Origin of the sequence: Bradyrhizobium sp. LTSPM299 (assembly GCF_000938235.1) — a bacterium.
GTDB lineage: Bacteria > Pseudomonadota > Alphaproteobacteria > Rhizobiales > Xanthobacteraceae > Bradyrhizobium.
Genome location: NZ_JYMU01000072.1, coordinates 60,825 through 75,001, shown reverse-complemented (window position 1 = coordinate 75,001; position 14,177 = coordinate 60,825). Strand labels below are relative to the sequence as shown.

Here is a 14,177-nt window from a genome sequence, read left to right as displayed (position 1 = left end):
GCTTCTCAAGCGGCGCTTAGGTAGTTTCCGACCCTCTGGAGCAAGACGGTCGCGAGCTATCGTGGGGCAGTTGTGAAGACTCGCGCTGGCAGCCTTCAAACGGGGCTGCGGGCTTTCAAGCGCGTGCGCGGGATAGAGAGCCATGACCAGCCTTGTCAGGATCACCGTGCCCAACGTCATGCACGGGGTAATCGCAACAACCGGTCTGGCTCAGAAGGTATGCATTCGTCACTTGAACTTTTACTACGGTCAGACCCAGGCCTTGAAAGACGTTTCTCTGACGCTTTATGCCAACAAGGTCACGGCCATAATCGGGCCATCGGGCTGCGGAAAATCAACTCTGCTCAGGGTACTGAACCGAATCTACAAACTCTATCCCGAGCAGCGGGCGGACGGCGAGGTATTGCTGGATGGCAAGAATATTCTAGGTCCTGGGCAGGACATTAACGAACTGCGGGCGCGCATCGGCATGGTGTTTCAGGAATCGACCCCATTTCCAATGTCGATCTATGACAACATCGCTCTTGCGATCAAGCAGTACGAGAACTTGCATCGCTCCGATCTCGACGCGCAAGTCGAAGGCGCGCTGAAGCGCGCCGCTATCTGGAATGAGGTCAAGGATATTCTGGCCTCGAGCGCATTAGACCTTTCAGGCGGACAGCAGCAGCGGCTTTGCATCGCCCGCGCGTTGGCGATCAAGCCAGAGATCATTCTGTTCGACGAGCCCTGCTCGGCGCTTGACCCGACATCGTCCGCCAAGATCGAGGAATTGATCGAGGATCTCAAGGTTGACCATACGATGGCGATCGTGACTCATAATATCCAGGAGGCGGCGCGCGTATCCGATTTCACCGCCTTTGTGTATCTCGGCGAACTCATCGAATTCGATGCGTCCGCCCAGATGTTCACAAATCCCCGGGATAAGCGGACCCACGACTACATTCATGGGCGGTTTGGCTGAAAAACATCGCTTCTGCGAAAGTGAAAATTGAACGTGACCCTGGGGAGAAATCAAGCCGACTCTTCATGGTACGCTGCCGCACGTCGGAAATTAGAGGTTTTCCGCTGCCACGCTTCAATTGTGACTTAAGAGACCCTGCCAAGCTAAGAAGGCGGCCCCTGTGCGGGGGACACCGAGGCCGTCCAGAGTCGTCGGACGCCACCGAGGGACAGCGCTGACATCCGCATTGCATCAACAAGCTGCGCTAAGCTGAATTGTTCCGGCCGGTTTTCAAGATGCGGCCTTTGCCCGGCGCCCCGTCGCCACCTTGTCCCAAGCCAGCGAATGGCACGTTTCCGTGTCGCTCCATCGTTCAGTGAAAAAGCGGCAGGTGCAGATGAGCACCATGCCTACGCTATAGTCCCATGATCGTCGTTGGTTAGGCGGCGGTGCGGGAAGAAATCGACGACAGGCGCTATGCCAGCGAACCCATCTGGGTAGTTTCCGATCCTTACAGTCGTTGCGGCGGAGCTTACCCTTCAAAGGGCAGGCGAAAAAGTCAGAACCCCATGCGGTCGGTCGGATGCTGCAATACGACTGCACGGTTCGATCCAGTCGTTCCCGAAATCAGCGTGGCAACTCATCCCAGCCACTCAGGAGAAGATCATGAATAACGACCACAAACTGAAGACCGACGTCCTTGCTGAGTTGGCTTGGGAGCCGAGCGTGACTGCCGATCACATCGGTGTTACGGCAAAAGATGGTGTCGTCACGCTGACCGGCCATGTAAACACCTACTGGCAAAAGCACGCCGCCGAAGCCGCCGCCGGTCGCGTGCAGGGTGTTAAAGCCCTGGCCGAGGAGATCGAAATCCGTCTGCCCATTCATTTTAAGCGGGCGGACGATGAGATCGCGGCGGCTGCGCTGAGCCGCCTTTTCTGGGACAGTTCGATTCCCACGGATACCGTAAAGGTCAAGGTCGAAAAGGGATATGTGACGCTGACCGGCCAAGTCGATTGGTACTATCAGCTGCAATCGGCCGCTTCCATGATCCGTTCACTGGGTGGCGTGACCGGCGTCTCAAACCAGCTTTCGATCAAGGTGCGGCCAAACACGGCGACGATCAGCGACGACATCACGCATGCCCTTCACCGTTCATGGTTCTTCGACGAGAACAACATCAAGGTGAGCGCGGAAGGCGGCAAGGTTCGTCTGACCGGCACCGTAGACTCATGGTCTGATCGGCAGACAGCCGCTTCGACCGCTTGGGCGGCTCCCGGGACGACGTCCGTCGAGAACGACCTCCGCGTGAGCTGAACGGAAGCCGCGCCCGCTAATCCGTTGAATCGGGTTGGCCGGCGCGGGCTTATGTCGAGATGGCGCCCGCGACCAATGCAAGTCGGTGTAAATCATGAACAGGCGCAGCCTATTGGCCGCCGGTGGCGGCTTGGCGGTTGCTAGCGTGGGCGCGAGCTACCTCGCCGTGCGAAATATGGGCTCCATGGAGGAATACAACGCCGCTGTTGCAGCAGCCCGTGCCGCGTTGAAGCAGACGCCGGAGATTAGAGACTTCATCCGCTACGCCACGCTCGCGCCGAGCGGGCACAATACGCAGCCATGGAAATTTCGTCCCGGCGAAGGGGGCGTGGATATTCTGCCCGACATCTCCCGACGAACGCCAGTGGTAGACCCTGACGATCACCATCTTTTCGTCGGGCTCGGATGCAGCGCCGAGACCCTGGCTATCGCCGCCGGGGCCAGAGGGCGGCCGGGCGAAGTGGCTTTCGACCCCGCCAACGGCGGTTCGGTCGGGGTCACATTCGGCAACGGCGGTACCAGCGATATCGATCTCTGCGATGCGATTCCGAAACGCCAATCGACGCGCAGCGTCTATGACGGCCGAGCCGTCAGCGCGACGGAGTTGCAGTTGCTGGCCAAAAGCGCCGCTATCCCTGGGGTCGACCTGGTACTAATCACGGATCGTGCGCAGATCGACCGCGTTCGGGACCTCGTCGTTGCGGGCAATAGCGCGCAGATGGACGACGCCGCGTTCGTACGCGAGCTTAAATACTGGCTGCGCTTCAGCCCGCTCCAGGCTTTGGCCACCGGCGACGGCTTGTTCACCGCATCGAGCGGCCTTCCAACGCTTCCGGCCTGGCTCGGACCGCATGTCTTCGACTGGGTTGTCACGGCAAAGTCGGAAAACGACACATACGCCCCCCAGCTTGCCTCCTCGTCTGGGATAGCGGTCTTCGTGTCTCAGGTGGAGGACAAGGCGCATTGGGTATTGGCCGGCCGGGCCTGCCAGCGTTTTGCTTTGCAAGCGACCGCGCTGGGCATCAAACACGCCTTCGTCAACCAGCCGATAGAGGTTCCGAGCCTTCGGCCGGAGCTCGCCAGCCTCCTCGGCCTACCGGGACGGCGGCCGGACCTCGTCATGCGCTTCGGCTATGGTCCAGCTCTGCCTTATTCTGCGCGCAGACCATTGGGTAGCTCGGTGATCGCCTGACCGGACCTTCCCCGAGCAGGATGTCGCCCAGCCGAGAGGGAATCGAACGAATCGAATTCGACGCGCCTGCCCGGACGTTCACCAGCCCCGCTGACAAGCGGACGCAACACTACATTCATGGGCATTTTGGTTGAAAAACACCGGATAGTAAGCCGAAAGAAGCGGAAACCGCCGTCCGCATTTTGGGATGAGATTCGGAATTGGATCCGACTTGCCGCGATCGCTTCCTCTTTTCGGCAGCTGAGTACTTTCCGATGGTGCCTTACTGCCGGGTTGATGACCTAGAATAGCGTAACTTGGACAGCACTTCGGTTGACCCGGGAGATAGCTGCGTCACGCGGCGGTCTCGCTGTTCCAGTCCGCCCACTCCTGGGTGAATAAAGCGCCTGCCCATCAACGCCGGAAATCAAATGGACGATAAGGTCAATTCCGCCCTGCGGGCCGCCGAAGGAGCCGCGCTTCCGTCATCCGAGAAGCGTGACCTCGCTTCCGATCAGCAACGAAACAAATTGCCAGCCGTAATGCCGATCAGCAGACCGAAATCCACACCTCGGCGCTGGCTTCGCATCGCGCTGGCTCTGGCTGTCGTCATCGGCGGTGCTGGAGGGGGGCTCTATTATTGGCAGCATCGGCAGCCCGTGTTGCCGGTCGGTATCGCTTTCGGTAACGGCCGCATCGAAGCCGAAGAGATCGATATCGACACCAAATTCGCGGGGCGCATTTCGGAAATATCAGCCGATGCCGGCGACATGGTGAAAGCCGGGCAGGTCGTTGCGCGGATGGATACCAGGGATCTTTCGGCGTCGCTCAAGAAGTCGCAATCAGCGGTCGCGCAAGCGCAGAGGGCGATCGACGAAGCCAACGCCAATGTAGTCCAGCAGACCAGCATGGCATTGCTGGCCCGGCAGGAACTGGATCGGGCCACGACCCTAGTCCAGAAGGGGTATCAGACCCAGGAAGTGGTTGACCAGCGTCAGCAGTCATTGGACGCGGCAGCGGCTGGGCTTAAAGCCGCGCAATTCAGGGTCGTCGAGTCCGAGCATGCGATGGAGGCCAGTACCCACGACGTTGAACTCTACGAAGTCAATATCGCCGACAATACACTCGTCGCTCCAAAAGACGGGCGCATTCAATACCGAATTGCCAACATCGGCGAGGTGCTGCCGGCGGGCGGCAAGGTCTTCACAACGCTCGATATCTCCTATGTCTACATGGACGTGTATCTGCCCACGACCGAAGCGGGAAAGGTCAAGATTGGATCCGACGCGCGCATCGTGCTCGATGCCATTCCGCAACTCGCTATTCCCGCGAAAGTGTCATTTGTCGCGACCCAGGCGCAGTTTACCCCCAAGACTGTCGAGACCCAGAGCGAACGCGACACACTGATGTTTCGTATCAGGGCAAAGATTGATCCCGAGCGGCTCCGCGCGCACGCCGACAGGGTGAGAAGTGGTCTGCCCGGTATCAGCTATTTTCTGCTCGACCCGAAAATCGCGTGGCCGGCGAAATTGCAAGGAAGCGCGGGTCCATGATCGCTCGCGGAGGCCCGGTCGCGATCGTTGACGATGTTACGCAGCGCTATGGGAAGATGCTCGCCCTCGATCACGTCTCGCTCGAATTGCCTGCCGGCTGCATGGTCGGGCTTATCGGGCCGGACGGCGTTGGAAAATCGTCGCTGCTGAGCATGATCGCGGGCGCCCGCCAGATTCAGTCGGGCCGCGTCATTGTTCTTGATAACGATATGGCCGATGCGACGCGCCGGGCCGCTATTTGCCCGCGGATCGCCTATATGCCGCAGGGACTGGGCAAAAATCTCTACGCCGATCTCAGCGTCCGCGAAAATATCGAGTTTTTTGGCCGCCTGTTCGGGCAATCCCGAATCAAGCGGGACGCAATGATTTCCGAGCTTTTGCAGAGCACCGGCCTGGCGCCGTTCTCCGACCGGCTGGCGAAGAAGCTATCGGGCGGCATGCGCCAGAAGCTCGGGCTCTGCTGCTGCCTGATTCACGATCCCGATCTGTTGATCCTCGACGAGCCGACCACCGGCGTCGATCCGCTGTCTCGTCGCAAGTTCTGGGAGTTGATCGACCAGATGCGCTCTCGCCGCGAGGGAATGAGCGTGCTGGTCGCGACCGCCTACATGGAAGAAGCGGAGCGCTTCGACTGGCTCGTGGCCATCAACGGCGGCAGGGTGCTGGGGACCGGCTCTTCTTCCGAGTTGAAGGCTGCGACCAAAACGTCAAGCCTGGAGGACGCGTTCATCGCGCTGCTTCCTGAAGACATGCGCCGCGGACACAAGGCGTTGCAGATCCCACCGCGCCGCATCATCAACGCGGAGCCGGTCATTGTCGCGCGCGATCTCACGTGTCGGTTCGGTGATTTCACGGCGGTCGACAAGGTAAACTTCACCATCGAGCGTGGTGAGATATTCGGATTTGTCGGGTCGAATGGCTGCGGCAAGTCGACCACCATGAAAATGCTGACCGGTCTGCAGCCTCCCAGCGATGGTGAGGCGCTGCTGTTCGGAAAGCCGCTCGAAGCCGGTGATATGAGCTCACGCTACCGCGTGGGGTACATGTCACAGTCGTTCTCCCTCTATACGGAACTTACCGTCCGGCAGAACCTCGATCTACACGCGCACCTGTTCCATCTGTCGGCCGGGAAGGCGCGGGCGCGCATCGCGCAACTGGTGGATAGCTTTGGCCTTGAGCAATACGTAGATCAACGAACGCTGGATCTGCCCCTTGGTATCAGGCAGCGCGTATCGCTTGCGGTCGCCATCGTTCATGAACCCGAGATCCTCATTCTCGATGAGCCGACTTCGGGTGTCGACCCGCTGGCGCGAGATCGCTTTTGGGAGATTCTGATCGATCTGTCGCGTAACCAGGACGTGACGATTTTCGTCTCCACGCATTTCATGAACGAGGCGGAACGCTGCGATCGGATATCGCTGATGGATTCCGGGCGTGTGCTGGCGACCGATACGCCAGCCGGCCTGGTGAAAGCCCGGGGCGTGGCGACCCTCGAGGACGCCTTTGTCAACTATCTTGAAGAGGCAAGCCGGGAACGGTCTGCGGCAACGAGAGCGCTCGCGATGCCGGTCAGGGCCGTGGAGCACGTGACGTCGACGCCGGCTCGGGGGGCCTGGTTCAGCCCGCAGCGGCTGCTCGCCTATACGATCCGTGAAGCTCTCGAACTTCTGCGCGACCCGATCCGACTCGGCTTCAGCCTGTTCGGAACGACCTTGCTGATGCTGGTGTTCGGCTTTGGGGTCTCGACGGACGTCAACAATCTGTCCTTCGCGGTACTGGATCAGGATCAGAGCCCCGAAAGCCGTGCGTACCTCGAGGAACTCAGGGGCTCGACCTACTTCGTCGAAAAGGCCACGATCGGCAGCGAAACGGAACTGATCGGCCGTCTCAAGAGCGGGGATATCAAGGCCGGGATTGAAATTCCTCCCAATTTCGGCCTCGACATCAAGCGGGGCAACCCTGCCTGGGTCAGCGCGCTGGTCGACGGCGCCATGCCGTTCCGGGCGGAAACCATTCGCGGCTACCTGCAAGGCATGCATCAACTGTACCTTGCAGATCCGACCATCACGACATCGACAGCCGTTGCGCCTGCGCCTTCCGGGATCGAGATAAGATTCAAATACAATCAGGATTTCGACAGCATCTTTGCGATGGTTCCATCGAATATCGCGCTGCTGCTTGGCCTGTTTCCAGCGATCCTGATGGCGCTCGCCATCGTCCGGGAGAAGGAACTCGGGTCAATCACCAACCTTTACGTGACCCCGGTAACGCGGATCGAGTTTCTTCTGGGCAAGCAGCTGCCTTACATCGCGGTGGCCATGGCGAATTTCACGTTGATGCTGCTGATGGCGCTGTTTGTGTTTCACGTTCCTCTGAAAGGTAGTTTTCCAACGCTGCTGCTGGGGGTGCTGATCTACGTTACCGCGATGACGGCCTACGGCATGCTGATCTCCGTTTTCACAAGCACGCAGATCGCAGCACTTTTTGGAACCGCTATCCTCACAGTTCTACCAGCGACCCAGTTTGCAGGCATGATGACGCCAGTCTCTTCCCTGGCCAGGGAGGCCCAAATCATGGGCCACGCATTTCCGATGACTTACTTTGTTCCGATCAGCGTTGGCACCTTCACAAAAGGATTAGGAATTCTGGATCTATGGACCGACGTGGCAGGACTGGCGATATTCGTCCCTGTTCTGGCGCTGCTCAGCGTGCTCATGCTGCGCAAGCAGGAGCGCTAGATCTTGCGCAAGCTCGGAAACATATTCTGGCTGGGACTAAAGGAGCTGCGCAGCTTTACCCATGATTTCGTGCTTTTGGGGTTCGTGGTCTATGCGTTCTCACTTGCGGTGATCATGCAGGCGCGGAGCAATTCCCAGGAGTTGCACAATGCCTCGATCGCTTTTGTCGACGAGGACAATTCCGAGCTTTCACGCCGCATCGCCCATGCATTCCTGCCGCCTTACTTCCAGCCGCCGCAGCAGATCGTCGAGAAGGATATCGTGCCATCGATGAACAAGGGAAAATACACCTTTGTCATCGATGTTCCGCCGAACTTTGAGGAGTATGTGCTGGGCGGACGACAGCCCGTGATCCAGATCGATGTTGATGCTACCGCGATGGTTCAGGCCGGCCTTGGATCGGGCTATGCCCAACAGATCATCACAACCGAGGTGGCGAGCTTTCTTTCCCATTCGGAAGGGCAGGCATTGTCGCCGGTCAATCTCGACGTCCGGATTGCGTTCAACCCGAACATCACCACGGCATGGTTCACGACCGTGATGGGTATCATCAATAATGTGACCATGCTGGCGATCATTCTCGCCGGTGCGGCGATTATCCGGGAGCGCGAACACGGCACCATGGATCATCTCCTCGTCATGCCACTAACGCCCTTTGAGATCGCAATGTCGAAAGTATGGGCCAATGGATTGGTGATTACGGTGGCGGTAGGCCTTTCGCTTTACGTGATCATTCGCTGGATGCTCGCAATACCGATCGCGGGTTCAATCCCGCTGTTTATGGTTGGCGTCGTCATTTATCTGTTTTTCGCCACGGCGATCGGCATCTTTCTGGGGACCGTGGCGCGGTCGATGCCGCAGATGGGATTGCTTTTCATGTTGGTCTATCTGCCGATGAACATGCTCTCCGGAAGCAACACGCCGCTTGAAAGCATGCCGCCATGGCTTGCGACTGTGATGCAGGTGTCGCCTTCCACCCACTTCGTGCTGTTTGCACAGTCGATCCTTTATCGCGGTGCTGGCTTCGGCGTGGTTTGGCCGCAATTCCTGGCGGTGGCCGTGGTGGGCGGCCTGTTTTTCGGTTTTGCAATTCTGCGCTTTCGTGCGGTTGCGGCGCAATCGACCTAATCCAGATGGCCTGTCGGGCTATTTCAACTTCGCGGCCTTTGATCGGTGCGGGCTGCGATATGGGTTATGGCGACGTGCTTGAGCAGCTCGGCCGATACGAGATAGGCCACAACGACCAGGCCGATGCCGGCCAGCATCAAGGGAGGCGGTGTTTCGAACCCAAACCAACGTCCGGCGGGAGTGAAAGGCAGCGCCATCGCCACGACCAATGCGATCAATGACGACGCGGTGAGGGCAGGATTCGGAAAATCCCGCCACGGCCGGCCGTTGGTGCGGATGATGAAGATGACGAGGATCTGGGTCGCCATCGATTCGAGGAACCATGCGGTCTGGAATTCGGCCGGCGTTGCCTTGAACACAAGCAGCAAGGTTGCGAAAGTCAGAAAGTCGAACAGGGACGACATCGGGCCCATGATCGCCGCGAAACGAATCAGCCCGCGGATGTCCCAGACCTGCGGTCGAGCTGTGGCTTCCGGACGCACGCCATCGAACGGAATCCCGATTTCGGAAAGGTCATAGAGCAGATTGTTCAACAGGATCTGCGTTGGCAACATGGGCAGGAACGGCAGCGCGATCGAGGCTACCGCCATCGACAGCATGTTGCCGAAGTTCGAGCTGGCGCCCATGCGAACATATTTGAGGATGTTCGCGAAGGTTCGCCGGCCTTCCTCGACGCCGTCGGCGACAACCCCCAGGTCTGATTCAAGAAGGATCATGTCCGCGGCCGCCTGCGCCACGCCGGTCGCACCATCCACCGAGAGGCCAATGTCCGCAACCTTCAACCCGGGAGCATCGTTGATGCCGTCGCCCAAAAATCCAACGATCGCGCCTCTGGCCTGCAGGGCCTTCACAATTCGGGATTTCTGGTCCGGCGCCAGACGTCCATAGGCGTCTACAGACTGCACCTGGACAGCAAGTGCGTCATCGCTCAGCGCGACAATATCGGTACCGGAAAGAACCGTGTCGGCTCTCAAGCCGACGAGTCCGGCGAGCCGCTTCACGACAACGGGGGCGTCGCCAGACAGGATCTTGAGCCGGATTCCCGCATTCGCGAGCCGGGCGATCGCGGCGGCGGCGGTCGCCTTGGGTGAATCGGCAAAGGCGCACAGCCCTTCGAAGACAAGCTCTGTTTCATCTTTTACATCGATCTCGTGGGTTGTACCCGACCACGGACGCGATGCGACGGCGATGCAGCGGAGCCCGTCCCCGGCAAGCGTACGGATCTGCGCCGAAACGTCAGACTGTTGCTGAGACCCCAATGGCGAGGTTACTGCACCGTCCCGCCTCATTGTACAGAGGGGAAGGACACTCTCCGGCGCGCCCTTGACGATCAGAAGTAGACCCTCAGGTCCTTTTGCGAGCACCGATCCGAGCCGGCGCGAAAAATCGAACGCGTGCCGGCCGGAGAGCGTCCAGCCCTCAGCCGCGTTCTCGGCGCAATGGGTGAGTGCAGCGTCGAGCGAGCCGCGATCGCCGCCGAGCTGCGCGGCGATTGCGCCAAGTCGCGAGGCGCGTGGATCGTCGGCTCCGCTGGGATTGAGACTTCGCGCGAGGTTGATCTCGGCCGACGTCAGCGTGCCTGTCTTGTCGGTGCAAAGCACAGTCATGGAGCCGAGATCGTGGATTGAGGCGAGGCGCTTGACGATCACCTTGCGGCGCGCCATGCGGATCGCGCCGCGTGACAAGGTCACCGTCGTGATCATCGGCAACAATTCGGGTGTGAGGCCCACCGCCAGCGCGACTGCGAACATCAACGAATCCAGCACCGGCCTTCCGAAAACAACCCGAACTGCGAGAACGACGACCACGAGAGCCAGCGTCAGCCGCGCGATCACGAGCCCGAACTCATGCAAGTCGCGCTGGAACGGCGAAGGCGCCTGGGCTTCGGCCAGTGCAGACGCGGCGGCACCGAAAACCGTCGCCCGGCCAGTATTGACGGCCAGCGCGATCGCTTCTCCGGTCTGGGCGACCGCGCCCCGGAACAGCGCGTTCGATGCCTCACCCGGGCTTGCGGACGTGACAACGCCGGGGCGCTTCTCGACGGGATAGGGCTCTCCGGTGAGGGCGGCTTCACCGGCGGTAAACGCCGTGCTTTCGATGACTAGCGCATCGGCAGGAATGATGTCCCCAGCCCTGATACGCAGGATGTCGCCAGGAACGACCTTATCGACATCGATCTGGCAAAACGCTCCGCTTCGTTTGACCTCGGCCTTCAGCGCCACGGATTGTCGCAGCGCCTCGGCGGCCTTTACGGCGTGCCCTTCCTGGAAGGTATCGAGGCCAACGGATATCGCCAGGATAGCGACGATGATTGATCCACCGACCGCGTCGCCGGTTGCGACCGAGACGATTCCTGCGGCGAGAAGGATCAATGACAAGGGCTCAAGCAGCCGGCGGAAAACCGCGCGCGCGAGGCTGTCGGTTTTGCCTTGGGCGTCGCTGTTCGATCCGTATTGCGCGAGCCGGAGTTCGGCGTCTTGCGAATTCAAGCCGCTGTTGCCGCAGTGGAGCGCGGCATAGATATGCTCGGGCGTCAGCGTCCAAAAGGTCCGCAAATCCGTCGCACGTGTTTCCGGGATCATCTTGTCGATCGCTTTCACGGCGCTCCTCCGGTTATGGGACGATATGAAAGCCGTGGTCGGCGCGGGCGTTGCCGACGGTGAGGCCACGCTTTGCTTCAGAGTCACGTCTTCGCTTCAGGTCGGCACCATCAGACGTCGGCTCCTGCCCTGAGCATGAACCAGGCTTCTTCGGCGATGACCTGTTCCTCGTCGGTGGGGATGACCAGAACGACAACCTTGCCGCCGGCATCGATCCGCAGCGCATTGGCTCTGTTGGCGCGGTCAGCGATGGCGACGCCCAACCAGCCGAGATAATGACAGATGGCCGCACGAACCTCCGGTTGGTGCTCGCCGACCCCAGCGGTGAACACGATGCCGTCGAGCCCGCCCAGCGTGTTGGCGAGTGCCGCTATTTCCCGGGAAATCCGGAACGCGAAAAGATCGAGCGCCTCGCGAGCCTCGGGCGCTACGCTCTTGAGAAGATCCCGGCTGTCCGCGCTGATTCCCGAAACCCCGAGCAGGCCTGATTGGTGATAGAGCACGTCTTCGACTTGCTCGATCGGCCAATTGAGCTGTTTGACGAGGTGGATAACGACACCGGGATCCAGCGCACCGCAGCGCGTCGCCATTGGAACGCCGTCGATGGTCGAGAAACCCATGGTGGTGTCTCGGCTGACGCCGTCTTCGAGCGCACACAGGCTTGCACCGCTGCCCAAATGCGCCGCCACCACTCGGCCGCGCGCGATATTGGGCGCGACGCGCGCGAGTTGACCCGCGATGAACTTGTATGAAAGGCCGTGAAAACCGTAACGTTTGACGCCTTGGTCGAATAGCGCGCGCGGCAGCGCGAATCGTCTGACGATATCTGTTTGGGTGCGATGGAAAGCCGTATCGAACGATGCGATCTGTCGCAGATCGGGACGCAAATGGCTGACGGCCTTGATCAGCCTGACGCTTTGCGGTTGATGCATCGGCGCCAGTGGCACGAGGGCCTCGATTGCGGCGAGGGTTTCGCCGGTGATCAGGGTCGGACCCGTGAAGCGGTCCCCACCGTGGACAACCCTGTGACCGACGGTGGCAAGTTCGCCCAGCTGGAAATGGCTCGCCAGCCAGCCAAGGGTCTCGTCGATCACCTCGTGAAGGTCGTCAGTGATGGCGGCCTTCATCGGGATGTCGGTGATTGCAGATCCTTCGACGATGTGAAGCGACAGAGGGACGTGCCGCAGGTCGATTGAGCCGGTGCCGAGACGGTGAGGTACACCTTGCTTGATGGCGAACAGACCAAGCTTGATCGTTGAAGATCCAGGATTGAACGTCAGCAGAATCGATCCGCTCATGATTGGGCCAGTTTCAACTTGGCTATTTTCGCCTTGCCGCGCTCGGCCACAAGCTTCGCCAGCGCGGCGGAAGCCAGCCGCACTTTCAGCGCGTCCGACCGGCTGGTCAGGATGATCGGTACCCGGGCTCCGAGAACCAGGCCGGCGGCGTCCGCGCCGGCGAGATAGATCAGCTGCTTTGCAAGCATGTTGCCCGCTTCGAGATTGGGCACGACCAGAATGTCGGCCTGTCCCGCAACTGGCGAGACAATCGCCTTGATCCTGGCCGAATCGAAGCTGATCGCATTGTCAAACGCAAGCGGACCGTCGACCACCGCGCCGGTGATCTGGCCGCGCATCGCCATGACCGTCAGCGCAGCGGCGTCCAGGGTTGCCGGCATCGATGGATTGATCACTTCAACCGCTGCAAGGATGGCGACTAGGGGCTTTTCGACGCCAAGAAGCTGGAGGAAGTCGATGGCATTCTGGCAGATGTCACGCTTCTGCTCGAGCGTCGGCGCGATGTTGACGGCGGCGTCTGTAATGACGATCGGCTTTGAATAGGCCGCCACATCAAGCACATAAACCTGACTGATCCGCCGGTCGGTATGAAGTCCGGACCCGCCTGCCACCACAGCACCCAGGAGTTCGTCGGTGTGGAGACTGCCCTTCATCAGGGCCTCAACCTTGCCAGTCGAGGCAAGTTCAACGGCGCGTACCGTGGCCGCGTGACTATGTTCCGTTGCCTCAATCTGCAAGCCGGCGAGAGATACGGCGGCCAATTCGGCCGCGGCGCGGATCTTGTGCTCCGGCCCAACCAGAACCGGTGTGATCAATCCTTCGTCGCGGGCTTCCATGGCCGCGCCGATGGCTTCCGGGCTACAGGGATGAACAACCGCAGTCAGGATAGGTGGCAGTAGACGCGCCTCGCGCAGGAAGCGGTCGAAGTGATCGTGATTGCGGAGTATCGCTTCGGGTAGCGGAACTCTCGGCAAAGAGAGCTTCTTTGCCGGAGCGATCACCGTGGCTATCCCGGTCAGCACCTCCTCGCCGCGCTGATTTGTGCAGCACGTATCGAAAAGAATGATGCCATTTTCCGAACGTTTCTCCCGCACCGTCACATTCGCGGTGATGGTGTCGCCGGGAGCGACCGGCTTGCGGAAATGCAGGTTCTGGTCGAGATAGATCGTTCCAGGGCCCGGCAGTTTGGTGCCGAGCAGGGTCGAGATCAATCCGGCGGTCCACATCCCGTGGATGACGATGTGGCCGAAAATAGCGGTTGCCGCATAGTGCGGGTCTAGATGCGCTGGATTAACGTCACCGGATTCCGCGGCAAACAATTTGACATCGTCTGCCCTGACGAGGCGAACCAGCGATGCCGTTTCGCCAATCGACAGCTCATCGTAGGTGCGGTTCACCAGCAGTTCGACATGATTGGCTATGTTCATGATCG

The 14,177-nt window shown here is 60.0% G+C and carries 9 protein-coding genes; 6 read left to right on the top strand and 3 right to left on the bottom strand.

Annotation, left to right across the window (positions count from 1 at the left end):
- Positions 1–178: 178 nt before the first annotated feature.
- The 6 genes from pstB to UP10_RS33450 all read left to right on the top strand — a co-directional run bounded on the left by pstB (position 179) and on the right by UP10_RS33450 (position 8,847).
- Complete coding sequence (gene pstB / locus UP10_RS33475) at positions 179–961, top strand: phosphate ABC transporter ATP-binding protein PstB (protein ID WP_044591501.1); 783 nt, start codon at positions 179–181, stop codon at positions 959–961.
- 645 nt (positions 962–1,606) lie between these two features.
- Positions 1,607–2,257 (top strand): BON domain-containing protein, encoded by a 651-nt coding sequence (locus UP10_RS33470; RefSeq protein WP_044591454.1) that lies wholly within the window; start codon positions 1,607–1,609, stop codon positions 2,255–2,257.
- Between the two features lie 94 nt (positions 2,258–2,351).
- Positions 2,352–3,449, top strand: coding sequence for an Acg family FMN-binding oxidoreductase (locus tag UP10_RS33465; RefSeq protein ID WP_044591453.1), 1,098 nt, complete (start codon positions 2,352–2,354; stop codon positions 3,447–3,449).
- Positions 3,450–3,859: 410 nt separating this feature from the next.
- Positions 3,860–4,981, top strand: coding sequence for an HlyD family efflux transporter periplasmic adaptor subunit (locus UP10_RS33460; RefSeq protein ID WP_044591452.1), 1,122 nt, complete (start codon positions 3,860–3,862; stop codon positions 4,979–4,981).
- Entirely contained in the window at positions 4,978–7,719 is a 2,742-nt protein-coding gene (gene rbbA, locus UP10_RS33455) for a ribosome-associated ATPase/putative transporter RbbA (RefSeq protein WP_044591451.1), read from the top strand. Before UP10_RS33460 ends, rbbA begins: the two co-directional genes overlap by 4 nt.
- A gap of 3 nt (positions 7,720–7,722) precedes the next feature.
- Positions 7,723–8,847: an ABC transporter permease gene (locus UP10_RS33450; protein WP_044591450.1), complete on the top strand. Its 1,125-nt coding sequence runs from the start codon at positions 7,723–7,725 to the stop codon at positions 8,845–8,847.
- Positions 8,848–8,870: 23 nt separating this feature from the next.
- Here UP10_RS33450 and mgtA read toward each other — a convergent pair whose 3' ends face one another.
- The 3 genes from mgtA to UP10_RS33435 all read right to left on the bottom strand — a co-directional run bounded on the left by mgtA (position 8,871) and on the right by UP10_RS33435 (position 14,172).
- A complete protein-coding gene (gene mgtA, locus UP10_RS33445; RefSeq protein WP_044591500.1) occupies positions 8,871–11,429 on the bottom strand; it encodes a magnesium-translocating P-type ATPase in 2,559 nt (852 codons plus the stop codon).
- Positions 11,430–11,557: 128 nt separating this feature from the next.
- The gene (locus tag UP10_RS33440) at positions 11,558–12,748 is read right to left on the bottom strand and encodes an acetate/propionate family kinase (protein ID WP_197086963.1); all 1,191 of its coding nucleotides are present in this window, start codon (positions 12,746–12,748) and stop codon (positions 11,558–11,560) included.
- A complete protein-coding gene (locus tag UP10_RS33435; RefSeq protein WP_044591448.1) occupies positions 12,742–14,172 on the bottom strand; it encodes a bifunctional enoyl-CoA hydratase/phosphate acetyltransferase in 1,431 nt (476 codons plus the stop codon). Before UP10_RS33435 ends, UP10_RS33440 begins: the two co-directional genes overlap by 7 nt.
- Positions 14,173–14,177: the final 5 nt, after the last annotated feature.